The following is a 25444-nucleotide window of genomic DNA, read 5'->3' on the forward strand; positions in this document are numbered from 1 at the left end:
ATGTTTGAAACCTATCAGTAACTTGTTAACCCGGCGAACATTTTTTGCCGGGTTAGTTTTTAACTACGCTGCGGTCACTACCAGAAAAACTATTGAACACTCCCAAGGCTTGAATGCAGCATTCATGCTGCATTCGTTTCAACTACCTTATGCGTTGTTCAAGCTGGCCAGATACGCACGCCAGCCTTTAAACCGGGTAATCTCCTGCGCGCCTTCTATACCATAAGGTTCACAAATAAATCCTGTCACCTGGCTGCCATCAGCGAGTTGAATTTTTCCAATACCAAGTGGCGCGGGTATGCCCGCGACAAAGCTGCCGAAGTTGTCTGTCGGCATGGACCAGATTTCCACTTCAATGGCGTCACCACCAGTACCAGTATCCAGAATCAAACCCGGACGGAACGGAGGTCCACCCGCCAGGGCGTACATGCGATAAACGGGTGCGGTGGTGGTTTTGGCTTTCAGGGTTGCGCCGCGTTCGGTTAATTGCCAGTTCAGTGGCTGACCTTGCAGATGCGCGCCACAGACCATCACATCAATGGTGTTTAGATTCCCCACCGGAGTGACATTGGCAGGTGCCGCCATCGTCTCCAGCTTCCCTTTAGGCAGAGGTAGAGCCTGCTGGATGCGGTTGGCGATGGACATCAACATACGATCACTAAATGTCGGTCCGACCAGGGTGACACCAAATGGCATGTTGTGTTCTGTCATGACCGTCGGTACGGCGATGGCAGCCAGGTCGATCAGGTTCATAAAGTTGGTGTAGTAACCTAATTCGCTGTTGCGTTTGATCGGCTCCGCCAGCATTTCGGCAATGGTAAAGTGACGCCCTGCGGTTGGCGTGAGCAGACAATCGAGCTGTGTCATTTGCGCCAGACAGATCTGTTTTAAATCCTGAATACGGTATTGTGCCTTAAACAAAGCGGTAGCAGGTGGTTTACCGCCCGGGGCAATGATCTCCCGGACGACAGGGAAAATCGCTTCTGGATGTTCATCAATTAACGGCTGCGTCGCCACATAACGCTCTGATACCCAAGGCCCCTCGTAAAGCAGCTGAGCGATTTCATCAAACGGCGCGTAGTCGATTTCCTGGAAAACAAACCCCTGTTCTTTGAGTAACTCCAAAGTGTGCCAATAGGCTTTTTGGTAACCTTCGTCCCCGAAAAATTTCAGTTGATGGGCCGGGATCACACCCACCGTTAATGGCCCTTTACGCAAGCCGTAATGACGGGCCTGGTTGGCAAATGGATTCCGGCGACTGTAACCATCCCTCTGATCAAAACCTTCTGCCGCCGCCAAAGCGACATTGGCATCGTCGGTGTTGTACGCAAAAATGGTCATGCAATCCAGGCTACGGCATGCGGGTACCAGACCCGTTGCCGACAGCAAACCGATGCTGGGTTTCACACCAACGAGATTATTAAAACAGGCGGGAATACGACCCGAACCAGCCGTATCTGTGCCTAAACTGAAACTGGCTAATCCGAGCGCCACGGCAACCGCCGAACCGGAACTGGAACCGCCGCTGATATAGTCGTAATTAAATGCATTATGGCAGGCACCAATCGGTGAACGGGTGCCGTTTAAGCCGGTGGCGAATTGATCCAGGTTGGTTTTACCCACCGGAACAGCACCCGCATCAATCAACTGTTGCACCACTTGCGACGATACTTCCGGCGTATAGGCGAAGGCCTCGCAGCCGGCGGTGGTCGGAATGCCCGCCAGATCGATATTGTCTTTGATGGCAAACGGAATGCCCCATAAAGGATGACTGTCTATGTCTTTACCCTTGAGTGCTTCCAACCACACGGCTTGCTCCTCTTCCGTTAACAGGTGTATCCAGATATTGTAATCACCATAACTTTTTGCCCGTTCACGAATATCCGCCATCACGCCGGCGGGTGTGGCATTGCCTGTTTGATACGCTACTCGCAGAGCGCTGAACCCCATGTCGGGAGTGTTGTGAGTAATGCTGGTGATCTTATTCATGCTCATGCTTTTTCCTCCAAAACAATGATGGCCTGGCCTGCGTTGACACGGCTGCCGTCTTTGATTAACACCTCAAATACCCTGCCGGCGGCAGGTGCATAAATGGGAATTTCCATTTTCATGGACTCCAGAATCACCAACAGCTGCCCGGTTTCCACAGCGTCACCTTCCTGCACCTGACGTTGCCAGACACTGCCGGAAACGGGACTGTCAACAACCGTCGCGTCTTCGCTCCAGGTGATGTCGGTGGTCACCGCTTCAGCGTCATCCAAATCAAAGTGAAACTGCCCATTGGCATGCCAGCGTGCCAACTCGGCTTCAAAGGCTTGATTGCGACGGTGTTTGAAATCATCGATGCTGGTACTGTTTGCAGCGATAAATTCGTCGTATTCCGACAAAGAAAAGGTGCTCTCCTCAATGCGAATGGAATAGTTATCATGAGGAAAATCCTGGCGGATTTTTTCCAGCTCCTCGTGGCTCACCGGGTAAAAACGAATCTGGTCAAAAAAGCGTAACAACCAGGGCTGACTGAAGGCGCTGGTTTGCCGATAGCGATTCCACATTTGCAAAGTACGGCCAACAAATTGATAACCGCCCGGTCCTTCCATGCCGTACACACACAAGTAAGAACCGCCGATGCCGACAGAGTTTTCCGCTGTCCAGGTTCGTGCCGGATTGTATTTGGTGGTCACCAGCCGATGACGGGGATCAATAGGTGTCGCCACCGGTGCCCCGAGATACACATCCCCCAGGCCCATCACCAGATAACTGGCACTGAACAGAATTTCTTTCACATCGTCGATGCTATCCAGACCATTAATACGGCGAATAAACTCCAGGTTACTCGGACACCAGGGCGCATTGGAACGTACCAGCTGGGAGTATTTATCAATGGCTTCCTGACAGGCCTGGTCATCCCAGGAAAGCGGTAAATATACGATTCGGGAAGGCACGGTCAGCTCCGCCAGATGTTCGTTCAAAGCGGTTTCGGCGGTTTCTAAATGGTTCAGTAAGGTTTGATAATTCAATATCTGGCTGTCGTAGTGAATTTGCAGGGAACGAATGCCCGGCGTGAGTTCACGCATGCCTGCCAATGGATGTTGCTCCAGCCACTGCATCAAGGCATGGGCCCGAAAACGCAAACGAATATCCAATATTTGTTCGCCATACTCCACCAGCAAAAAGTGATCCCCGGCAGCGCGATAGACAATTTCGTCACCAAAACGATCCGCCGGCAAGGTTTGCAAAATCGGTGTATGCAGCTCGCAAGGTGTAATGTCCAGGGTAACTGCGGCCAGATGGGTTAAGGCATTATTTTGTGCCGCCTCAAGCGCGACCGCATCTTCCAGGGTCACCGGCAAAAAGCGCACTTTATCGCCGGCCCGCAATTGACCGAGTTTCCATAAGTCCGCCGAAATAACGGTTACCGGGCAAACAAAACCACCGAGGGATGGACCGTCCGGACCGAGAATAACCGGCATATCTCCGGTAAAGTCCACACTTCCAAAGGCATAGGCATTGTCGTGAATGTTGGAAGGATGAAGGCCCGCTTCACCTCCATCCTGACGTGCCCATTTGGGTTTCGGACCGATCAGACGTACACCGGTGCGACTGGAGTTGTAATGAACCTCCCAATGGGTACTGAAGAGCATTTCAATGTCTTCCGGGGTAAAGAAATCCGGTGCACCATGAGGACCATAAATGACCCGCAATTCATGCTGATTGCTTAGCACCGGTACTAAACTGTCTGGCAATGCCGTCAAAGTCTCTTCGCCGGGAGCCGGCAAGGTATGCAACACGTCGCCGGTTTGAATGGCCCGGCCATTATGGCCACCAAACTGCCCTAACGTGAAAGTCGATTTCGAGCCCAGATAGTCCGGGCAATCAAAACCACCGGCAACCGCCAGATAGGCACGAGCCCCCTGCTCTTTGATGCGCCCCAGAGTCAAGGTTTCACCGGCTTGAATACTGACCACTTGATTTGGTTCTATTGCTCGCCCATCAATATTGGCATCGACCCTGGCACCACAAATGGCTACCCGGGTATCAAAACTGAACGTCAACACCGGCCCTTGCAGAGTGATTTCCATTGCGGCAGCGGATTCGGGGTTATTCAGCAAACGATTCGCCAGACGAAAATGAAAATTATCAAACGGCCCGGAAGGCGGCACACCCACATTCCAATAATGCTGCCGCCCCGGAAAATCCTGTATCGTGGTCTGGGTGCCGCCACTGACCACATCGATACGCGCTGGCCGGTAAACAAATTCATTGAGGTAACGGGTGCTGACCTCACCTCGTAATAACACCGGATCAGTGACCAGCGTTTTCAAGTAATCAAGGTTGGTTTCTGTGCCGTATAACACACAGTCATCCAACGTTGTTTTCAACCGGACAAACGCTGCATCCCGATCGGCTTGATGCACAATGATCTTGGCCAGCATCGGATCAAAATACGGCGAAACATCCATGCCGGATTCCACCCAGGAGTCGATGCGAACATCTGCATCAGAGCCATCCGAAGGCCATTGAACCTGACTCAGCAAGCCGGCACACGGCTGAAAATCCTTATAAGGATCTTCTGCATAAACCCGCACCTGTACCGCATGACCTTCCGGCTTTAACGCTACCCGCTGGCGATCCAGTTGCAGATCTTCCCCGGCGGCCAGACGCACCATCCATTCCACCAGATCCACCCCGTACACCATTTCGGTTACGCCGTGTTCCACCTGAAGCCGGGTATTCACCTCCAAAAAGTAAAATTGGTCGGTGTCCATGTCATAAATAAACTCCACCGTACCCGCGTTGCGGTACTGAACCGATGACAATAGTAACTCTGCGGTTTGATGCAGTTGTTTGCGCACGTCGTCAGTTAAATTCGGTGCCGGGCATTCTTCAATAACCTTCTGGTTACGCCGCTGGCTGGAGCAATCCCGTTCACCCAGAGCCAGGGCACCACCCTGACCATCGGCGAAAATCTGTACTTCGATGTGACGGGCACGGGCAATAAATTTCTCCAGAAAAACACCATCGTCGGCAAAGTTATTGGCCCCTGAACGACGAACCGAATCGAAGCTGTCACGCAATGCTTTTTCATCGTCGCATAAGTACATACCGATGCCACCACCACCCGCAGTGCTTTTCAGCATCACCGGGTAACCAATGGCGCTGGCGGTTTGACAGGCGCTCTCCAAATCAGTGAGCAGTTGCGAGCCTGGGGATAATGACACCTTGGCTTTTTCGGCCAGTTCCCGTGCTCTGTGCTTCAGACCAAATGCCAGCATGTGTTCAGCCGTTGGGCCAATAAATGCGATCCCTTCCTCTTCGCAGCGACGCACAAATGTCGCATTCTCGCTTAAAAAACCGTATCCCGGGTGAATAGCATCGGCACCGGATTGTTTGGCGATATGAAGGATTTTTTCCATATCAAGGTATGTGTCACTGGCACTCCCCTCACCCAGTGAAAAAGCTTCATCGGCGCGTTTAACGTGCAGGCTTTTAGCGTCAGATTCGGCATATACCGCGACTGAGCCAATCTGCATTTTGGTAAGGGTACGAATAATACGTGTCGCGATAGCGCCACGGTTGGCAATTAATACCTTGTTAAACATGGTTCAACCTTGGCCGGGCCGTCCCGGAACGAGATAAACATCAGTGGTCGTCCACTGAGCTGACTAAGTAACCATCTGAAAACAAATTAACGGCTTATGCGATTAACCCGGCTGGCATGGCTGCCGGGTTGATTGCCAGATCGATAGAGCATTTGTCATTGATCCCACACCAGCAGATCAATCGGTGTCGGGTTGTAGCCGTTACAGGGATTGTTTAATTGCGGGCAGTTGGAAATCAGTACGATGATGTCCATTCTGGCGACCATTTCGACATATTTTCCCGGTGCTGAAATACCATCTTCAAACGTCAGACCACCCGCTTCGGTGACCGGTACATTCATAAAAAAGTTAATGTTATGGCTGATATCACGCTTCGATAAACCAAACTCCGGGCGTTCGGCAATCGCCAGCATCCAGCTGTCCCGACAGGCGTGCATGCAGCGTTTTTCCAGGTCATAGCGCACGGTATTGCTTTCTGTGGCACACGCGCCCCCCAGGGTATCGTGACGCCCACAGGTATCGGCGACGATCTCCAGCATCACCTGGTTTTGATTGGAACGGATTTCAGATCCGGCGGTTAAATACACGTTGCCTTGCTCACGAACGGTATCGGTTGCACTGTAGCGCTCGGCAGGATCATGGGCGTTATAAAACAGCGTATCGGCGGCCTGATTGCCCTCCAAATCGACAATTCGAAAGGTACTGCCGGCTTTCACGATACCAATGAAATAATCACCGGCGCTCACGTGGTACACCGCACTGGCGTTTTCCGGTTTCAATCGGCTTTCCTGGATCATGATTGAGCCTCCTTAAGGTTATCTTTACTTTGATTGCAACCCAGGTAATAAAGTGCATTGTTGGCAAAGCCACGTTGATTTTCAGCACAGAACATCTTGCAGATATCATCCTCTGCCACAGGTTCGGCTTTTTCCAGCAGGACAGAAACCGGTTTTCTCGGGTATTCCGCTGCACGACTCAATGGATGCGGACAGGTATGTAACATCACCAAAGTGTCCATTTCAAAACGCAACGTCACATGAGCACCTGCCCGGCTATTGCCCGGTACCAATGACATATTGCCTTCGGCATCAGTTGTTACGCAGCTAAACAGATTCAGGTTCGCGGCGATATCCGCTTTGCTTAAACCGTATTTCGCCATCTCGACCAACATGGCATCGTAGCCATTCTGCATCCAGTCGTTACGATCATTCTGATAGTCCCGTTTGCCCCATTGGCGCTCAATGTGAGAAGCATGACTGTTACCACTGATGGTTTCATGCCAACCAACGGCATCATCAATGATTGAGGCAAAAATGCGCCCCATATCAGAATACAGACAGTGCCCCCTGGTGAGTTTGAAGGTGTGCTGACATTTTAAAGTATCCGGCGCGTTATAACGTTCCAGCAGATTTTCGGGGTTGTAAAACATCATGCCCACATTGGCATCGCCTTCGATATCTGTCAGGGTCATTTGCATGCCACGACGTACTCTCAACGACCAATGGCTTGCAGCAGGGATAATGGTTTTGTATTGATTCATTATGAATGGTCCTTAGCATTCTGATCCGCATTGGGAAGCGGTCGAATACGTTGATCGATTTCGTCATAAAGTGGCGCGGGCATATGACCCACGGGCAGGTCATAGGTAATTGAAGCGCCATAGGCATTGGGCGCATGGGGGTCATGACGCAGTTTGTCGAATACCCATAAACGGGTGCCAAGATAAAACCCTTCTTTGAGGTCATGGGTGACCATAAAAATAGTCAGCTCATGTTGGCGCCAGAGAGACAGTACCAGAGCATGCATGTCGGCCCGAATACCTGGGTCCAGCGCCCCAAAGGGTTCATCCAGCAACAAAATCCGCGGTTTACAGATCAGCGCCTGAGCAATCGCAAGACGTTGCCTCATACCGCCGGATAACTCATGGGGGTAACGGTTTAACGCATGACCAAGACCGACCTGCTCCAGCATGTCGGTAGCTTCCTGCCTGGCTGCTTTTTTCTGTTTGCCAAACAAATACCCGGTGATGGAGGATTTTTGGAATCCTTTCGCGGCAATGACGTTTTCCAATACCGTCATATGTGGGAAAACAGAATACTGCTGGAACACTATGCCGCGATCCGATCCCGGTTCATTGGGGATCGGTTTGCCATCCAGCAACAACTCGCCTCTGGTAGCTGATTCAATCCCCAGGATCATTTTTAAAAACGTGCTTTTACCACATCCGGAAGCACCCACCAGGGTAATGAACTCCCCTTCCTGAACGGTCACATTCACACGCTCAAGAATGATATCGTGTCCGTAACTTTTGCCGATGTTGGCAGCCTGAATAATCGGCGTTGCGGTTTTTTTACTACCAATGGACTTTTGACGGCCATCGGCAATATCTGAGTCAGCATGAATGGATCGGTTCATACGCTGCCCTCCAGACTCCAGGGAAACAGTCGGCGATTCAGTCGAACCAATAAAAAGTCGATCAAAAACGCCAACAACGTAATCCACACCACATACGGCAGAATGACATCCATAGCCAGATAACGACGCACCAGAAAAATACGATACCCTAGCCCCTCGGTTGAAGAAATCGCTTCCGCAGCAATCAAAAACAACCAGCCGGAACCCAGTGACAAACGCACCGCATCAATCAGTTTCGGCATAATCTGTGGCAGCAGAACACGAATCAAAATCTGAGAGGTATTCGCTCCCAGGGTTTGCGCCTTAACCAATTGCTCAGAGGGAATTTCCTGAGTGCGTCGTTGAATATCCCGGGCGATAAAGGGCGTAATCCCGATGGCAATCAAAGTCACTTTTGAGGCTTCGCCCAAACCAACCAAAATGAACAAGATCGGTAACAGTGCCAAAGGTGGCACTAATGAAATCACCGTCAACAAAGGGGAAAAACCCGCAGTCACTACCGGCAAAGAACCCGTTAGCAAGCCAATCAACAAACCCAGTACTGCGGCAATCAGAACACCGGTTCCCAAACGTATCAGGCTGCTTAAGGTGTCCTGCCAGAAGACGTAATCCCCGGTACGACGGTTGGGTTCGAACGCCATACGATAGATGGCGTCTCCCATTTGTCCGAACGCCGGCAGCATTTTGTCGCTGGGGTTGACCGCCAGACGGGCATCCGAACTCACCATATAGATCACCAGCAACAAAACGAACGGCAACATACCGATAAACACGGCACTGGTTCTGCCGGGTTTCAAATTAATCATTTTTTTCATGTTCAGCCCCATGGCCCCATGCTTCCGCTTAAACTTTCACATAAAAAGCCAATAGCAGTCAGAGGCCGAGAATGCATGTTTCGGATCAATTACAACGTTCCGTCAGCGGCCATTTGCATGTAAGTGGAGTTGAACCGCAGCTTGATATTGTGTTTATCACCATACACACCCGTTGGCATTTCGATACCAACGGCACCAGCACTTGGGGCACCATCGCCTAACAGGCCATGTTCGAAGGAAAACTCAGCAACGTGTTTCATAGTGGTGTACAGCTTTTCACTAATGATCAACTCAAGCGCAGCTTGAGGGGTGTAGAACATGTGTGTTTTTGCCAACTGCGCATCATAGCCGGCAAGATCTGTTTCTGCGGCCGCTGCCATATCCGAACGAATCTCTTTGGCACTGGCGCTGTCTCCCTGCATCTCAGTCATGATTTCATACCAGGCACCAACCAAGGCTTTACCAAATTCAGGATTCTCATTGAGGGTCTGGGTATTCACGATCATGGTATCCAGAATTTCGCCGGGGATCTTTGAGGAATCAAATACATCGGTTGTCTTTGGCATCTGTAAAATTTCACTCACAATGGGATTCCAGGTCACCGCCGCAGTCACTTCAGTGGTACCAAAAACAGAGGCCATATCCGCGTCTGCGGTGTTAACGACATTTACGTCCCTTTCGCTCATACCCACAGAATCCAACGCACGGGCCAGCAGATAATGGGACACACTAAATTGAACAAGATTGACGTTTTGGCCTTTGATGTCTTTCAGGCTCTGTTTATCTTTCAGAATAACGGCATCGTTACCATCGGAATAATCACCAACGATCAGGACTGTGCTGTCCACGCCACTGGCGGCTGGAATCGTCAGCGCATCCATATTCGCCATGGTGCAGCCATCAAACTGACCAGCCGTGTATTGATTCATGGATTCGACATAATCATTGATTTGTACGACCTCGATATCGATGCCGTATTTGTCGCCCCATTTTTTAATGATGCCCGAATGCTCGGCATACGCCCAAGGCATCCAACCGGCATAAATAGACCAACAGACTTTAAAGTGATCAGTTGCCAGAACGTTGGCAGAGAGCAGAACAGAGCAAAGCAGAAGGGTTATTTTTCTTGCAGAGTTTTTCATTAAAGCCACCTTTACAGCTTGTTAGTTACACACGGAGTACCCTTGGCAAATATCGCCATGTGGTCTCCCGGGCTTTTTCCCCGCCGTGTAACCTTGAAACTGTCAAGGTCGAAAGCTCTCGGACCAGACACTACAATTGTTTGTGTAGCCGGAACCCTAGCCTTCTATTGAATCAAATTGTGAAGCTCGACTTTCCAAGGGTACGAACTTGAATTTGAACAAGGCACATACTATGCCAACCGATTGAGACTGCTGCATGGCCCGAAACAACTGGAATGAATCAGAAAAAACAAAAAAATAACGGTGATTAAAACTGCTCTAAATTGGGTCATGACAGAAAAATGTACGATAGATGAGTGCAATGAGGATGCAAAACTCTGTCTTTTTGGGATAAGCCATTCAGACATCGAGTTGGAATATTGTGCGTAACAATCGTGCTTCCCCGGCCTGATAAAACATCATAAGCCTTAGTGTGCCGGCGTTTCTATTTGAATAGCATTGAGACCGCCCAACCCCCATAATTAGAAACCAAGCATGACAACCATCTTCTGCATGGGTTTCAATTGGGGAAAATAATACTTTAGTACCACCAATACTGCCCAGAAGCTGCAGTATCTGTCACTATCACCACTTCCCATCATCATATCCTAACGCCAAATCCAAAGGATCATAAAATGAGTATTGAGTTCTTTTTAACCTCGTTGATTGTTGTGCTACTACCTGGTACCGGTGTTATTTATACACTGGCAACCGGACTGGGTCAGGGTGCAAAGGCCAGTATTATCGCAGCATTCGGTTGTACCCTGGGTATTGTTCCGCACGTGTTTGCCAGCATTGTGGGGCTCGCCGCTATCCTGCATGCCAGCTCCCAGGTATTTGAGGTCATAAAAATGCTTGGTGTTCTTTATCTGTTTTATATGGCCTGGAACGTATTGCGTGATGGCGGCATGATGACCGTCACCGAAGAACGCACTAAGCACAGCACTCTGAAAATTATTCGCAACGCCATACTGCTGAATTTTCTCAATCCAAAACTGTCACTGTTTTTTCTCGCCTTCCTGCCTCAGTTCATTCCAGCAGACACAGCCAACCCAACCCCCATGTTAGTTGTGCTCGCACTTATTTTCATGCTGCTGACGTTTATTGTTTTTATCGGTTACGGTCTGTGTGCCTCCATGGCAAGGGACATGGTCATTTCCCGCCCTAATGTCATGCGCTGGTTCAGAAGAACCTTTGCCGGTGCATTTGCATTACTGGGATTACGGCTGGCCTTAGGCGAGTAGAACGGACTTAATCCGGGAAAATGACTTTGGTGATTTTTCCGGGTTACACAAACAATTCCAGAAAGTTAAACACAACAAGACCCTTCTTCGTTTTGAGAGCAGTGCGTAATTCGGATAAGCACAGCTCTGCCCACCTCCAAAAGTTCCTCTTGTATCAAAAACAGACCTGTAGTGGTCAACTAATTTTGGCCACCCCCTTATAGTTTTTGAAGTATTCTTTCTCTTTCTGATTGGGAGCTAATCCACCATTGAAGCTATCCGTCTGAGTATACTGAACTTGTGATCTAGTCATAGACTAATAAAAGATCGAGGAATCATCTCTTTATACTCAGCTAAGTCATCATCATTTTGTAAAAAATGGTCACTCTAACCCTCTAGGCAGAAATCCTTCGAGAACGAATCAATTCTTCACGTAAATAATAAGCTCTAGCAGATCCAGTTTCTACAATTCCTGTTAAGAGAAGTAGACATATATCGTACATTCTTCTACTAAGTGTTCTGCGATTTTCTATCTGTAAAAACCGTCCAACCACCATTTCTATATAGAATGCAGTATTCACTTGCTTCGCGATAATATGTCGATTGGCCCTAAAATGCTCAGCTAAAATCTGAATACCTTCTTCAAAGAACACATCGTAAAAGTTATAAATTAACGAGGACAAGGCTTCAAACACATGGCTATTATGTGCAGATTGCCTTGCAAAACCGAGCAAGTATTTAGCACCTAGTTTCATATCTTTCTCTTCATTCTCATGTCCTTGCCAAGGACAATCCGCATACATCATTCCACGCAGCAGCTGATTTAGATCATTCTGCAAACCGATATAACGATCATTAACGTCATTTAAAGCAATCTTGTGTGCTTCTGGTGCTAACAAGCACCAAAGTGCCCATACTGCATCATAATCACCTTCTTTTTCTACAGCGACATGATAGGAGAGTGTTAACGAATAAATGAAACCAGGAGCTTTTGAGCACCCGAAGATCAATAGATCTTTAAAGGGCATGAAGTTATTGTTTCTTGAATAAACAATATGGTCAGAAAGACAATCTTGAATCTGCTTTTTTATTTCATGGTTTATTTTTTCATCACCACTTGAACGACGGTTTTGATAATCCCTATCAAATACAAAACCCAGTAACCTATTTACCAACTGAATCTGCATCTCATCCGTAGTACAGTAAGGAATCATTAGAATTGGTAAATGAAGAAACCACGAACAGTGGCTTTCCAAAGATATATCGTTAACTGAAAGCTTGAACTTTCCATCAACCAAATCGTTACGAAAAGCTGTTAAAAGATCATTCCATTTTTCGATAGCGGCTTGTAATTCATCACCTTGTAAATGATAAAACCTACGTACCTCACGATCTTCTCTTCGGAATCTGGCATACTCAACTATTCCACCTATACAACGGGATGCTAATTCAGCATCTCTAGACCAAAGAAACTCTCTTACTCCCTTAGCAGCACAAGCACTAACATTAAGGTTCTCATGTGTTAACGCTGTAGCTAAAGCAAACTTCACATGCTCTATCTGTTCTAAATCTAGATCTAAATCAAGTAACTTAGGTAAGACAAATGCACACGCTCCAGAACCATAACGATCAGTCTTATCGTGTGTTGTTGTCCCATTCATATTGTCTGCGTGCATGAATATTGACTCTAGGATAATTCCTAAGCACCACTTTTTATCTTCATCGCTCAATTCTAAAAGAACATCACGGACACAAACCGCTGCAACAGTTGTTATTGTGCCAACTGCCATATCGGCAAAGTTGTGAATTTCACCTTTTTGGAGGGCGTTGAGCAATCCCTTAGTCGCTATTAACGCATCCTGATATGAAGAGAAGTATTTTTCTTCTAGTAATTTCTCATCGAATAGTTTTCTACCCCATAAGTTTAAACTAGTTACGGTGTTATCCATTGCATGCTTTTCATTAAACTCTTGTTGATCCAGCTTTAAATCTTCCGGAAGCTCTGATGAGCTTTGCAACAATACTCGGTCATTTTTCTTGTCTTCAACTACTTCCCAAGTCCTTGTATCGACTCTGTGCACCATATACCGAAGGCTTTTTTCATTCCTTACAGTAGCTTCATTTTTCAATTCATCAACAATTTTTAAAACATCATCCCTTAGCTCATTTACGAACTGAAGTCTTGTTAATAAGGTTTCCAATGACTCTTTTCTCCACGGTCTAAGTGCTGCTGCTCTTCTCTCTTCTATGTATATTTTCGACAATCCATCCCTATCAAGACCAAAGAAATGCATCTCATTCCCACCCATTTCTTGTGTCATTCGAATCAAATCTAAATGGTATAAATCTGCAGTTTTAAGTAAAGGCAAGGCGGCTTTACCTACTTTATTAGGGAAACCTGTGGCCACAGAAGATAAAACAGATGTAGGCATTACTGAATTACTAGAGCGAAGAACATAATCAAAAATCCAATCTATTTCATTATTCTCACCACAATTGTCAACGTACTCAACTAACCAGTTCTCCAACGCCATAAGAGCACTCTGTAATAAGTAGGGCAACGTAGACTGTCCTCTATATCCCTTCCAGAGGTGAGGAGATGCATACTGTTTAACTACTGAACCATCGTTCAGGGTTATATCGACTTGTTTAGCAACTGTTTCGAAGGCGTAAATAGTGTCTTCTTCATTGTCTTGAGGTTTAGAAAATTCCGATTCTGAATACTTTTGTGCCGTCACATTGCACAATCTAATAATGAAATCTAAGCCTAGCCTTGGCTTAAATTGAAGAAGATATTTGAAAGGGCCTTTGGCACCGCTTGCAGGAAAAAAATCTCGTTCTGTATCTAGCCCAAATGATTCCTCTACGTCTACTCGATATGACTCGTAGCCATAATCATCCTCTTCGGCTTTTTCCAACAGCCACTCATGCATTGAAAGTTTAACTACGAAGTCAGGATAAAACTTACACAACATAGGAACATTGAAGCCTATAAGTGCTAAACTACTCAGCTCATCAACATAACTTAATCGCCTAGGCTTTATCTTGGAGATGAAAACGTCCTGTTTCATCAATTCATCAAAATCATCTTTAATGGCTGTGGAAACTTTTAATAAAGCATTTAATATTTTTATTCTTTGCCCCTCTCCGCGGTATGAATCTTTAACCTTATCAAGGAGCCATAAACTTAAAAAACCAACTTTTTCAGACGCTTTTGGCAACTCATCATGTATATTAACGAGACTAGACCATTCATCTATCAATTCAATAATTTGAGTACGCACAGAGTTACTTAAATTATCTTTTTCCTCATAAATAAAATGGAATAGTGCATCCCAACCTTCTCCATATGGTTGTAAGAAGAGAGATTTTAGCAAGCCCGATTTTTTATCTTTTACCTGTAGTCCGTTGTATAGAGATATTGGTCTTTGACACGTTATTCTGAGAATAAAACAAAACCGTGTCAAAAGAACACAATCATCTTTAAGAAGCTGGCGCTTAAGTGAATTAATAAATCTTCCAGGAGAGTCATGCTGCATAATTGCAGCAATTGCCTCGTCCTTCCAATAACTCTCTATCTCGTCCGAAGATAATAAACCTTCTACAAATTCATTAGTCGTATCATCAAATTTTAGTTTCCTATACAGCCATAACCTAAATGCCCTACTTATCGCTGGTTCACTTCCAATTTTTAACAAAAAGTTCGCAATGTTATGATAATTATCAAAATACTCTCTATCTATGAAATCCTCTAAAGCCCAATCTTCTAAAACATCATGCATAGGACTTACAGTAGATGATTTTTGATCTCTGTAGATCAAATGGTCTTCTTCTAACTTTGCGATTACTTCCGGGTCAAAACCGCTTGCTCTGACACCAAAGAGCATTTTTTTAGCTCGCTCTATTGCTATGTTAATAAAGGTTGCTCTCCTTCTATCTGGCATCCCTGACTTTCTATCAGCTTCTTTTGCAACGACAGTCCGCCAAATTGTATCCTTAAAGTCTTCCTCAGTATCTCCAGTCCCAAATTGAGCGCCATTTGTTATGGCTCTTACAGCAATTTCAATAAAAAACGGTATTCTTAGTAATTCTACTAAGGAGTTATTAGTTACTAGTGATTTAAGTTCCGGAATATGCTCGCAAACTTGCTCGACTTGACTATCATCAAGCCCTTCAATATTCACGCTGCTAAATTGTATAGAGCAAGGCTGTAAGAAATTAAACGCGAGCTGTTGATAAGCATAATCTCGGCCTGTAGCAATAATAGTCCACCCCGACTGTTTCTTTATGTAGTGCAATAGCTCTACAAAAGTATTGGGGAAATTTAGCTCTAACACTTTTTCTAGGGACTCTATCACGAGCACCTTTTCTTGAAGCAATGAGAAATGACTTTCAATTTCTCCCAGGGAAGAGGTAATTCCCATAGAAGTAAAAACTTCATTTAAATGATTTTTATCTAAATCTTCGGCTCTTAAGTAAAAGACTGGGACATCTATATTTTTTGTTGCGACAAAGTCTTTAACAACGCCTGATTTTCCAGCCCCTCTCTCGCCTGTAACAAATACAAATTCACTATCCATGTAACAGTTAGATATTGCTAATAATTGTTCCGCTCTATCCACATGAAATGCATTTATAGTTGTCGATATACCGTCAAAAATATGCTGGCTTCGTTCGCAAAACTTGATCAAATCATTCTCAAATGGAATGTCATTTGATTTCTTAAATAAAACCTTAACATCTTCTGGTATATTATTTTGAGTTAAAACTCCTGCATTCTGATTGAAACTTTGAACACAGGTGACAAGTCTAGCTAAGACTAGAGAAGGTAACTCGTCTGAGTAACACTGAATCAATGAACAAAGTAAGTTTGCTACGATTGAATGCTCTGCGTCTAAGTCGAAAGGTAATATCTGAAATGATTTTAAAAATGACCATAATTCATCTTCTGAGATAGCCACTCCATTGTTAGCAGAAGTAAGTTGATTCCTAAAGACTTCTAACCTTTCTAGCTTCGCTCTACTGGTGAATCCTAAGGTCCTAGATTTTCTTACAAAGTCCTCTGAACTCGATGAAAACTTAGCCCACTCAAGTAACGGCAAAGTATTTTTAACATCAGTCTTGGCTAAATTTCCTGTTATTAACGCGATAGAATCTCTTTCCGCATCGAAACCTGATCCTTTAAAGTCGGACCAAGCACTATTTATAACTTCAGCAAACAATGAATCTGTTGAGTTACTAATAGTTATTTCATGCTTAATCTGAGCAAAAATCTTACTCTCATTACCTGATTTATCAGTAGCAACCAATACAAAATCATCAGTATTTACACCATCATATTTGTTCTGAAACTTTAACTCTTTAGCCCTCATATAGTTACTCAAACAAGGAACACAAGATTTAGTCAATAAGGATAGTGCGAAAGCTGCTTGAACTTTTGTTTCGAAATTAACTCCTCCACCACCAGTAGAAAACGGGTTACTTTGTTTTTTTATTTCTAAATTCATTTTATATTCTCCCTGAAGGTGGAATTTCTTTGTCAAACGGCCGGAGGACTTTCGCAGTTTCAGTATTAGAAGGCAGCTCAGCTCCCTCTAACGGAGCTTTATCAACACCGACCATCTGTATGCCTTTCTGCCGCACGTGGAAGGCGATTTGTTGCCAGCGACGTAAATTGAGCTTCTTTTCGCTTGTAGGCTTCTAGCTCAGCTTTGAGACGTTCAATCTCTACCTTAAGCTCTTCCGCCTCTTTCGTTGCCTGCGCTTTGGTCTTCACGAGACCACCCGACAATGCTTGTTTGGCATTGTCATAAGCGGCTTTAATTTCAGACTTGGCTTAGAGTGACTGACGACTAAAGCCAAAACGTTGTACGTCGATGGCAAGAATCACTAGCAAAGCCCTTCAAGAGTCCACGTACCAACTTCATCTTTTTCAAAGAATGCTCCATACTCAGCATTAACTTTTACTCCAACAAAATGAAACTCAATTCCCTCTTTAGAGACCTCAATCCAAGCTAAATTTGATTCCTTTCGATTTAAACAACCTTTAACTTCAAGTAACTGCAACCACTCCGGAAGTCGCGCTAAAGCAGTTTTTGAATCTTCTATAAAATTCCTGGGAATAACGCCACCGAAACTAGGCATGCTCAGACTGATTTCATAGCCTTCATAATTAATTATTATCAAGCCATGCTCAGGTTCTTCTTGTTTGTATAGAACCAACTCGCCACCGTCTCTGGAATCAACTTTTTTAACTTCTCCCTTACCGTATTCATAGAGGCCTTCCTCTCTGAACGGAATGATTTTTATTTTTTCTTCTTGGTACTGTTCTAAATATTCGTTCATACATCAATCATGAGAATAGAAAGGCTAAGATCTAAAACAGAGGGCAAAAAATCGAAACTTTTTATGTCCACTGGCTTGTCTTGTCAGCTATTGGCATTGTCCAACAACTGTTTAATTACATCATGTTAATTAATTCGCTTCAAAACATAAAATTCTGAACAAACCAGTTTCTTTTATGGCCTTTCACAGGCTCGATCATCTGATCAGTTTTCAGTGGTTGTGGAAGCGCCATGTAACCCTATCTATGCACGTGCCTGTTAACCTATTAGTAGGGTGCTTCAATATTCTCAAACTTGTACTGATTAAAGTCTTTGATAAGAACTATTTTCCCCAGCTCTTGCCTATCATCAAGTGATGCTCGATACAAACAGCCCTGTGAACACCAAATGATACAATGTCCATCATTCTCAGCCCATTCCCAGTCTTCACAAATCAACTGGCTACCACTAACAGTATTCTCTAGCATATGCTCATCCCAATAACATCCTTTACCCTCAGGAGAGCCTACCTGTTCATGAGCTATCTTTATCAGATTCCAGTTATTTTTTAGTGCTTTGCTAAAGATGGTGGTTTTATTCCACATTCTAAATTCTTCTGTCCTTAAAATACTCCAGCCATCACGCAACAACCTTCGGTAGTAAACGCCTGTATCTCCTGCACCAAACTTGCCTTCGGGAATATAGCTTTCGCTCTGCTTGACTAAACCTGATGTAATTAGTTTATTCCCTGGATTCGCGTATCTGTCATTCAGCCAATAGGAGTTTTTATCCAAAAACAAACCTCCGCCTTCCCAACAGTCCCCTTTAGCATGTAACTCTATTGCTTTTAACCAAGGAGCCTTTGAAATAGCAGTCCAGGATCCTCGTGTTTCAGAATTCCATTTTCCGTTCATGGCAAAGTAAATGAAGTATTTTCCATCAGGTGACATATCTGCACGCCGTTCGTAAATTCTTCCCTTCATCCACTGACCTAATTCAATGTAGTCACTTTTTCTATCCCACAAAAAAGTACAGACCTCTTTGGAAGGACCTCGCCTGAATATGACAGACTTGGAACAACTAGAAGCTATTAATATATGTAATCTAGCTGGAAATTTTTTAGCCATATCGAATTAAAGTTACCACCAATGTTAGAGGCCCCTTAGATTTTATTGACCACATACACTTTAAATGCACTGCTTAGTTGATAGCGCACAAGCTCTCTGCGCATTATTTTCATAAACTCTTCGTAGGTTAGACTACCAAAACCTGAACCCAGTGCACTAAATGCCACGGAGCTAATAGAGAAATCAACTTCACACGTTTCAAGTACATACCGGATGATTTTTTCCACAACAGATTTTTGTGTTTCATATTCTTTATCAGTGGCAACAGTATGAAATACACGTTTCCAGGGCATGTTATCACTAACGCTTTCTACAATAGTCCCTACTTCAACCTCATCAATATTTTTTACACGGAGATAGCGATCTAATATATTTTGAACTTCCACCCCGTATTTTTTCACCAGGGCTTGCCCAACCCCGCCACTAAGATGAAGGTATTGATTCGTTGAATACACCAAAGCATCAGCTTCAAAACTCTCTATATTCGCATTAATTTCTACTAATTCCATTGAAATCTAACGCCACACACAAGGAAAAAATGTATCAGAGGCGCTTGCGGTAAAGTTTGCGTAGCAAACCACAAATTGCTGTAGCTTAGTTTGTTCCGCTGCTGATTGTTATATGCGCGCTGCATTACTGTTCACCGATAGCATTCAGATATTGTTGTTTGATTTTACTGTCAAAGCACACGAAATATACAACATCGATGGAGTCATCTTGTGATAGCCATTTATGAACCTCTTCTACCGCTATTTTGCAGGCCAGCTCAACAGGAAAACGATAAGCACCACAACTGATAGCTGGGAAAGCAATAGATTTTGCCGAATGTGCGCTGGCCAACTTCAACGACTCGCGGTAGCACGATCTCAGCAGGTCCTCTTCACCTTTGTGACCACCGTACCACACTGGTCCCACAGCATGAATAATATGCCAGCACTTTAAATTATGGCCACCCGTGATCTTTGCAAACCCAGGTTTGCAGCCACCCAATTGACGACACTCTTCAAGTAAGAATGGTCCTGCTGCACGATGTATTGCCCCATCGACACCTCCACCACCGCATAACGCGGCATTGGCTGCACTAACAATGGCATCAACATCCAGTTCTGTAATATCTGCTTTAATTATTTTGGTTTCGCTCATAAATCATCTGTTACACAAACACCTTCATCAAAAGCGGAAAACGGAGCGACACAACCTCCGTTAAAACTGGTGAAACCAATGGCAATTTTGTCAGGCACAGACTTTTCTGAAGTCATTTAGCGCCTTCTCTACGATTGGAATGATTCGTTCTCTCTTGGACCGCGGTTTAATACCCGAAGGCAAACGACTTAACCAATGTCTATTCGGGCCGTAGCTGGCTGTTCTCTGCCTTGAAAGTTTCCAAGTTGTCGGCATATTTTTTTGGCTGATGACAGCCAGAAAATGCTCGACTTCCGCTACGGATGAAAACTCCAGTTCAACCCCCATAGCATTAACGACAAGAAAAGGATAACCCTTGCTGGGTATAGCCTTTGGCAGCGGTGGCTCGAATTCGTTGGCATAGTACCAGACATCATGATCCACTTGCTTGTGCACCCAAAAACTCAAAGGCGTTTCTGTATGCATTGGCCTATATTCGATGCGCCATTTCTTCATACTAAGTGACTACTCACGCCAACCCACAGATTTAACTCTACTCTCCAGTCCCCACAAACCCCACCATACGGGACACCAGATCTCCATCTTTTTCTACAAAATATTGACCGAATTGAACCTGTTCAGAACTGTCAGGCCCCGGTCCGCCGAAAGCGACAGTGACACGAGTGACACTGGCAACTGTATCACTTTTAATAACCTTTGCAGACCAACCTGGAGCACTTGCGTTAAACATGCCTACATAGTTATTTAATGCTGCGATTCCAATTACAGTTTCGGGCGTGCGAGGATCGTCGTACCGTATAGTTGCTGTCACAGAACTATTTATTTTGGCAAGTCGAAGCTCCGCTTCCTCAATTTGTCATGCTTCGAAGAAGGTTGTAATGCAATCTGACATATTCCTCTCCTGGTTTTACTTTTTATGTAACGCATAATGATATAACAGGATACCCATCTTAGCCGGTTTATTGCAGGATCACTCTCTCCATTCTGACCCTTCTGAACATTTCTGGTAAATGGATTTCATCCCTAAGCAAATAGCCACGTAACCCGCTATTTCCAAAGGCTTGGTTCCTCAGAGGTCAAATTACACCTTCAGATCAGTCAGAAATATATTCTGGTTACTTCGGAGCAAGATATACACAGCTTGTATTTCGTCGTAAACCTGATTCATTCGCAATTTTCTTGTTCTACAAGGTTGTAGTGGATATTCCTTGTCATGTTTATTACTTGATAGTTAAAGTGGATGTTCTTCTTATTTCAAGTTATTCACAACCCAACTTGGGTACTTTTACTCGCCAACTTAAACCCACCCAAAACAACAGCAACAGATGCCAAGCTCAAAGCAACAACCGTGAGCATATTAGCCTGACCTTCCGCTAAATAGAAAACATAAACACCCGTACCAATAGCTAAAATATAATGACTGTGCGTCTCGACACCTTTGTTTTTCCGTCCATAATAATACCCTGCAAGGAATGGGAAAATCATACCTACAATAAAGTTTATAATTTTCCATTTCGCTTTCTCCGGGTCAGGTGTATCTATATCAAAATCGCCACCGAATACCCTATTTGATGTATATACCACAGCAAATACCAAATATGTTGTGAAATATCCGCCCACACTAATTATTAAGCTTTTGATAACTGCATTGAATCTACTTGGCTTTACATTTTGTTTTTCTTCTACCACAAACTTTCTCCTGAATATTTATTGATAAAATCATAACAGGACACCCATCTTAACCATTGAAGTTCACACCTTCAAATCAGTCAGAAATATATTTTTGATTACTTCGGAGCAAGATATACACAGCTTGTATTTCGTCGTAAACCTGATTTATTCGCAATTTCCTTGTTCTACAAGGTTGTAGTGGATATTCCTTGTCATGTTTATTACTTGATAGTTAAAGTGGATGTTCTTTCTATTGCTGGTCCAATTCGGCAACTTTCATAAAGACATCGAAAGCTTCTTCTACTATGCCTATTCTTTCCATTTCAAATTTCTAACGTTCGCATTTTGGGCAGCCTAGCCATCCCAGCCGCGCGGATTTTTTGCGCGGCTAACAACATGCGCTTGTTAGGCATTTAGCCTCCCATTCCTGGCGGTAGAATGTCAAATTTTGGTACATCGTTAGGGAAGATTGCCCATGATGGAGCTGAAGATGCGTATATTGACATTTTTGGAGTAAACTTATTATTTTTTAGTGAGGTTGCTGATACAGAGTAAAAATTACCTGCTGTTACCTCAGCGCATAAAACAGTGCTGCAAGTGCCACAGAACAGATAGTTTACATCTTTTCCTGAACCGCCTGACCGCGTATATGATGCAGGAGTGCCTTTTGTAAATTTAAAATTATTTTTTAACACCCAAAGCCCAAACCACTTATCTGAGCCAGTGAGCGCTTGACACACCTTACAATAACAAAAAATAGAATTTATCGGGTCATTATCAAAGCAAAATTCAATGTCGCCGTAACTACAACTTCCATTATGTTTTTTTTCCATGTTATCTCCGATCTAGTTAATGCTTAACCGCCCGCAACACAGACGAGCGTGGCGAGTCCAGCCAGCTTGCTGGCGACAGTGTTTGCGTTTGTTAGGGCTTTTTTGCCTTTGCATTATTACGCTAATAGAAAACTTAAGCGCTCATCTGCTTTTTTTGGTGATATTTCTATGATCTCAGCTTTTACCACATCTTCTGAAACAAATGGATCATCGTTAACTCTAGACTGAATTTCTTCTAGTGTAGAATTGTGAGCAATAACCGACCCGCCAGCACCTGGTTCAATACTACCCACTAAAAGAAATACATCATCATCAAATCCTTTCTTTATCCATGCATTATGGCTATCCATGTACTCACTTGCTTTAGCTTTATTATCAGAGAATTTTAGAAGAACAATAAACATTTTATTTCACCCTTTGTGTTATATCTGATTGCTATTTTCTTGTGCACCCTAACGCCTAAAACTTCGGACAAGAAGTGGTCCGTAGCTTTGATCTGTTAGAATTGAGTATGACCGGTAAACCACTGTAGTTATTAATCCGGAAATTAAATAGATCGTCCTGATCTATTTAATTGTCGCCCCGAAAAATCTGGCGGTGTTACGCGAAACCCCAAATCGTCGGACCACTTGATTAATCGGGGCTCGCACTGGCTATGGCCAATGGTGTTGTCCGACATCTCGGTGCATCCCTGCATCACACTATTCACCCGACATGTATGCTTGCCGGATTAATAGAATGACAATTGTAACCGGAGATTCCCAATTTTTTGTTAACCTGGCACCCAGTTTAACGATTGGGTGCCACCTGATTTTAACTTTGTGCCGTAGCGAACTTGATCGTGCACGGAACCTTAATTTACTTGAATTGGTTATCCGAAGCGGTAAACGCATTAACTAAGAGGTATCTCTAAATACCTCTATTTAATAAAACCTAAGAAACAACAACGCTTAGAACCAGGATACGATAGAACACGCAAACTCGTTACTGCTTATGACTCATCTTTGTTCATATCTTTTATAAAATCAATAAACGTTCGTAAGGGAGTAGGCACCAATTTTCGACCAGAATAATACAAATACGGCCCACTGAAAGACAACCACCAAGTTTCAAGAATTGGCTCAAGTTGCCCTGAATCAAAATAGGGTTGTAACCATTCTTCGAACAAATAAACAACACCCGTACCAGCAACCGCAGCATCAACAGCAAGATCAACAGCACTTCCTATATTAACCACTAAAGGTCCTGAAACTTTTATTTCTATAATTTTATTATCTTTCTCAAATTCCCAAGTGTTGACTACCCCTGATCGTAACCGCCCCGTTAAACAAGGATAATTTAGTAGATCACGAGGGTGAGTTAGTTGACCTAATCTATCTAACAATTTAGGCGCAGCGGCTAAAGCATATCGTTGTTGGCGTGGGCCGATAGGAACAGCGATCATATCCTGCTCTAGTCGCTCGTCATAACGAATACCAGCATCGAAACCTGCATCAATAATATTGATAACATTACTCTCCGCCGTCACTTCAAGTTCAATATCAGGATAGGCCTCCAAAAATGCAGGGACAATAGCTGGCAATATTAATTTTACGGCGCTTACAGGTACGTTAAGACGAAGTTTACCCGCTGGTTTATCACGATATAGATTGACCATATCTAACGCAGAATCAAATTCACTCATAATAGGATTCATACGTTCTAACAAAACCATACCCACTTCCGTAAGGACAACACTGCGAGTATTACGATGAAATAATCTTACTCCCAGCTCCCCTTCTAAGCGTCGTATGGCATCACTTAAACGTGAAGCACTTATATTTTCTACTCTTGCAGCCTCCCGAAAACCGCCGGCTCTGGCAACAGCAAAAAATGCCGCAATGTCATTCATAGATGATTTCATTGTTCTAAATCTCGCACAATGCGTTCCAATTAAGTGGGATTGTCGCACAAAATTATGAGACCTAGAATAGATCATCTACCCACATCTCACGCAGGAAAATCATCATGGTTAACATTCAACAAGCTGGTACATTCAAGCTAGGTAATAAAACAATCAACCGAATGGGATACGGCGCTATGCAGTTGGCTGGCGCCGGTGTTTTTGGTCCGCCTAAAGATAAAAAAGAAGCCATTGCCGTTCTTCAAACTGCAATAGAAAGCGGTGTTAACCATATCGATACCTCCGATTTTTACGGCCCACACATTACGAACCAAATCATTCGTGAGGCGTTACACCCTTATGCTAAAGAACTGTCACTGGTGACTAAGGTTGGTGCTCGTCGCAATGAAAAAGGTGATTGGTTACTAGCCTTATCAAAACCTGAACTTATTCAAGCAGTGCATGATAATCTGACCAACCTTGGCATAGAACAAATCGAGGTGGTAAATTTTCGAGCTATGTTTGATCCATATGGCCCAGCCGAAGGTTCTATAGCAGAACCATTATCCGTACTGGCCGAGTTACAAAAAGAAGGTCTGATACATCACTTAGGTGTCAGCAATGTTACCGCAAATCAAATTGAGGAAGCCCGCAGCATTACCCCTATTGTTTGTGTACAGAACCAATACAACCTAGTACACAGAAGAGACGATGCACTTATTGATCTGCTTGCAAAAGAAGACATTGCCTATGTACCTTTCTTTCCACTTGGCGGCTTCACACCACTACAATCTTCCATTTTAGAAGAGGTTGCAATATCACTAAATGCCACAGTAATGCAAGTCGCTTTGGCTTGGCTGCTTCAGCGTTCAGCTAATATTCTATTAATACCAGGAACATCTTCGACCAAGCATCTACAACAAAACCTATCCGCAGCGGAATTGATTTTACCGAGTGAAGCCATTACCAAATTAAATAATATTGCCGTTGATATCTAAAAATATCTGCTTTAAACCTATAACTGAAGTAGGCATAAGTAAAACTACCCACATAACTCTAGGTGGCCTCTGAAAATAGGAATAGTTTTGATGCAGGCGAGGAAGCACCACTCGCAACAACGCAGTTTACTGACGTAAATGAGGATGTGAGACTGGCGCTGACAACCTCCTGCGCGAAAATAGGTCATTTTTCAGAGGTGCCCTAGATGAGTGATGGTGCTTTCCACTAACGC

At 44.3% G+C, this 25444-nt stretch carries 20 protein-coding genes and 1 riboswitch; of the genes, 2 read left to right on the forward strand and 18 right to left on the reverse strand.

Features of this window, described 5'->3' with window-relative positions; all coding sequences use genetic code 11:
* Nucleotides 1-147: 147 nt before the first annotated feature.
* The 7 genes from atzF to YC6258_RS16515 form a co-directional block, all read right to left on the reverse strand.
* The gene (gene atzF, locus YC6258_RS16485; RefSeq protein WP_245626948.1) at nucleotides 148-1995 is read right to left on the reverse strand and encodes an allophanate hydrolase; all 1848 of its coding nucleotides are present in this window, start codon (nucleotides 1993-1995) and stop codon (nucleotides 148-150) included.
* Nucleotides 1992-5600 carry an urea carboxylase gene (gene uca / locus YC6258_RS16490; RefSeq protein WP_044617933.1) on the reverse strand — a complete coding sequence of 1203 codons (3609 nt, stop codon included), beginning with the start codon at nucleotides 5598-5600 and terminating at the stop codon, nucleotides 1992-1994. Before uca ends, atzF begins: the two co-directional genes overlap by 4 nt.
* Nucleotides 5601-5755: 155 nt before the next feature.
* Complete coding sequence (locus YC6258_RS16495; protein WP_044617934.1) at nucleotides 5756-6397, reverse strand: urea amidolyase associated protein UAAP2; 642 nt, start codon at nucleotides 6395-6397, stop codon at nucleotides 5756-5758.
* Nucleotides 6394-7140: an urea amidolyase associated protein UAAP1 gene (locus tag YC6258_RS16500; RefSeq protein ID WP_044617935.1), complete on the reverse strand. Its 747-nt coding sequence runs from the start codon at nucleotides 7138-7140 to the stop codon at nucleotides 6394-6396. Before YC6258_RS16500 ends, YC6258_RS16495 begins: the two co-directional genes overlap by 4 nt.
* Nucleotides 7140-8015: an ABC transporter ATP-binding protein gene (locus YC6258_RS16505; RefSeq protein WP_082070760.1), complete on the reverse strand. Its 876-nt coding sequence runs from the start codon at nucleotides 8013-8015 to the stop codon at nucleotides 7140-7142. Before YC6258_RS16505 ends, YC6258_RS16500 begins: the two co-directional genes overlap by 1 nt.
* A complete protein-coding gene (locus YC6258_RS16510) occupies nucleotides 8012-8830 on the reverse strand; it encodes an ABC transporter permease (RefSeq protein WP_044620127.1) in 819 nt (272 codons plus the stop codon). The genes YC6258_RS16505 and YC6258_RS16510 overlap by 4 nt, the downstream gene beginning before the upstream one ends.
* Before the next feature lie 89 nt (nucleotides 8831-8919).
* Nucleotides 8920-9972 carry a putative urea ABC transporter substrate-binding protein gene (locus tag YC6258_RS16515; RefSeq protein ID WP_044617936.1) on the reverse strand — a complete coding sequence of 351 codons (1053 nt, stop codon included), beginning with the start codon at nucleotides 9970-9972 and terminating at the stop codon, nucleotides 8920-8922.
* A gap of 62 nt (nucleotides 9973-10034) precedes the next feature.
* Nucleotides 10035-10143, reverse strand: a riboswitch (guanidine-I (ykkC/yxkD leader).
* Between the two features lie 503 nt (nucleotides 10144-10646).
* Between YC6258_RS16515 and YC6258_RS16520 the strand changes: the two genes are divergently transcribed.
* Nucleotides 10647-11255, forward strand: coding sequence for a LysE family translocator (locus YC6258_RS16520; RefSeq protein WP_044617937.1), 609 nt, complete (start codon nucleotides 10647-10649; stop codon nucleotides 11253-11255).
* Nucleotides 11256-11629: 374 nt separating this feature from the next.
* Here YC6258_RS16520 and YC6258_RS16525 read toward each other — a convergent pair whose 3' ends face one another.
* The 11 genes from YC6258_RS16525 to YC6258_RS16575 form a co-directional block, all read right to left on the reverse strand.
* A complete protein-coding gene (locus YC6258_RS16525; protein WP_044617938.1) occupies nucleotides 11630-16741 on the reverse strand; it encodes a hypothetical protein in 5112 nt (1703 codons plus the stop codon).
* Between the two features lie 101 nt (nucleotides 16742-16842).
* Nucleotides 16843-17010: a hypothetical protein gene (locus YC6258_RS30680; protein ID WP_211264546.1), complete on the reverse strand. Its 168-nt coding sequence runs from the start codon at nucleotides 17008-17010 to the stop codon at nucleotides 16843-16845.
* 113 nt (nucleotides 17011-17123) lie between these two features.
* On the reverse strand, nucleotides 17124-17579 hold the full coding sequence (locus YC6258_RS16535; RefSeq protein WP_044617939.1) for a hypothetical protein: 456 nt from the start codon (nucleotides 17577-17579) through the stop codon (nucleotides 17124-17126).
* 265 nt (nucleotides 17580-17844) lie between these two features.
* Nucleotides 17845-18582, reverse strand: a complete 738-nt coding sequence (locus tag YC6258_RS16540; protein ID WP_211264547.1) for a hypothetical protein — start codon at nucleotides 18580-18582, stop codon at nucleotides 17845-17847.
* Between the two features lie 137 nt (nucleotides 18583-18719).
* A complete protein-coding gene (locus tag YC6258_RS16545) occupies nucleotides 18720-19193 on the reverse strand; it encodes a macro domain-containing protein (RefSeq protein ID WP_044617941.1) in 474 nt (157 codons plus the stop codon).
* A 124-nt stretch (nucleotides 19194-19317) separates the two neighbouring features.
* The gene (locus YC6258_RS16550; protein WP_044617942.1) at nucleotides 19318-19827 is read right to left on the reverse strand and encodes an O-acetyl-ADP-ribose deacetylase; all 510 of its coding nucleotides are present in this window, start codon (nucleotides 19825-19827) and stop codon (nucleotides 19318-19320) included.
* Nucleotides 19828-19917: 90 nt separating this feature from the next.
* Nucleotides 19918-20322, reverse strand: coding sequence for a hypothetical protein (locus tag YC6258_RS27470; protein ID WP_052830356.1), 405 nt, complete (start codon nucleotides 20320-20322; stop codon nucleotides 19918-19920).
* A gap of 768 nt (nucleotides 20323-21090) precedes the next feature.
* Entirely contained in the window at nucleotides 21091-21516 is a 426-nt protein-coding gene (locus YC6258_RS16565; protein WP_044617943.1) for a hypothetical protein, read from the reverse strand.
* 395 nt (nucleotides 21517-21911) lie between these two features.
* Nucleotides 21912-22331, reverse strand: a complete 420-nt coding sequence (locus tag YC6258_RS29065) for a GFA family protein (RefSeq protein WP_082070761.1) — start codon at nucleotides 22329-22331, stop codon at nucleotides 21912-21914.
* Nucleotides 22332-22447: 116 nt separating this feature from the next.
* The gene (locus YC6258_RS16570) at nucleotides 22448-22735 is read right to left on the reverse strand and encodes a YciI family protein (protein WP_044617944.1); all 288 of its coding nucleotides are present in this window, start codon (nucleotides 22733-22735) and stop codon (nucleotides 22448-22450) included.
* A gap of 587 nt (nucleotides 22736-23322) precedes the next feature.
* Nucleotides 23323-24222: a LysR family transcriptional regulator gene (locus YC6258_RS16575; RefSeq protein ID WP_211264548.1), complete on the reverse strand. Its 900-nt coding sequence runs from the start codon at nucleotides 24220-24222 to the stop codon at nucleotides 23323-23325.
* A gap of 116 nt (nucleotides 24223-24338) precedes the next feature.
* Between YC6258_RS16575 and YC6258_RS16580 the strand changes: the two genes are divergently transcribed.
* On the forward strand, nucleotides 24339-25211 hold the full coding sequence (locus YC6258_RS16580; protein ID WP_044617946.1) for an aldo/keto reductase family oxidoreductase: 873 nt from the start codon (nucleotides 24339-24341) through the stop codon (nucleotides 25209-25211).
* The last annotated feature ends 233 nt before the right edge of the window (nucleotides 25212-25444 follow it).

Origin of the sequence: Gynuella sunshinyii YC6258, assembly GCF_000940805.1 — a bacterium.
Taxonomy (GTDB): Bacteria; Pseudomonadota; Gammaproteobacteria; order Pseudomonadales; family Natronospirillaceae; genus Gynuella; species Gynuella sunshinyii.

Bases quoted from the DNA above. Each gene is read 5' to 3' on its own strand.
- YC6258_RS27470 (WP_052830356.1), bottom strand. From the start codon at position 20,322: ATGAAGAAATGGCGCATCGAATATAGGCCAATGCATACAGAAACGCCT.
- YC6258_RS16545 (WP_044617941.1), bottom strand. From the start codon at position 19,193: ATGGAATTAGTAGAAATTAATGCGAATATAGAGAGTTTTGAAGCTGAT.
- YC6258_RS16520 (WP_044617937.1), top strand. From the start codon at position 10,647: ATGAGTATTGAGTTCTTTTTAACCTCGTTGATTGTTGTGCTACTACCT.
- YC6258_RS16505 (WP_082070760.1), bottom strand. From the start codon at position 8,015: ATGAACCGATCCATTCATGCTGACTCAGATATTGCCGATGGCCGTCAA.
- YC6258_RS16495 (WP_044617934.1), bottom strand. From the start codon at position 6,397: ATGATCCAGGAAAGCCGATTGAAACCGGAAAACGCCAGTGCGGTGTAC.
- YC6258_RS16575 (WP_211264548.1), bottom strand. From the start codon at position 24,222: ATGAATGACATTGCGGCATTTTTTGCTGTTGCCAGAGCCGGCGGTTTT.
- YC6258_RS16570 (WP_044617944.1), bottom strand. From the start codon at position 22,735: ATGTTTATTGTTCTTCTAAAATTCTCTGATAATAAAGCTAAAGCAAGT.
- YC6258_RS16535 (WP_044617939.1), bottom strand. From the start codon at position 17,579: ATGAACGAATATTTAGAACAGTACCAAGAAGAAAAAATAAAAATCATT.
- YC6258_RS16525 (WP_044617938.1), bottom strand. From the start codon at position 16,741: ATGAATTTAGAAATAAAAAAACAAAGTAACCCGTTTTCTACTGGTGGT.
- atzF (WP_245626948.1), bottom strand. From the start codon at position 1,995: ATGAGCATGAATAAGATCACCAGCATTACTCACAACACTCCCGACATG.
- YC6258_RS29065 (WP_082070761.1), bottom strand. From the start codon at position 22,331: ATGGAAAAAAAACATAATGGAAGTTGTAGTTACGGCGACATTGAATTT.
- YC6258_RS16550 (WP_044617942.1), bottom strand. From the start codon at position 19,827: ATGAGCGAAACCAAAATAATTAAAGCAGATATTACAGAACTGGATGTT.
- YC6258_RS16510 (WP_044620127.1), bottom strand. From the start codon at position 8,830: ATGAAAAAAATGATTAATTTGAAACCCGGCAGAACCAGTGCCGTGTTT.
- YC6258_RS16580 (WP_044617946.1), top strand. From the start codon at position 24,339: ATGGTTAACATTCAACAAGCTGGTACATTCAAGCTAGGTAATAAAACA.
- YC6258_RS16500 (WP_044617935.1), bottom strand. From the start codon at position 7,140: ATGAATCAATACAAAACCATTATCCCTGCTGCAAGCCATTGGTCGTTG.
- YC6258_RS16515 (WP_044617936.1), bottom strand. From the start codon at position 9,972: ATGAAAAACTCTGCAAGAAAAATAACCCTTCTGCTTTGCTCTGTTCTG.
- uca (WP_044617933.1), bottom strand. From the start codon at position 5,600: ATGTTTAACAAGGTATTAATTGCCAACCGTGGCGCTATCGCGACACGT.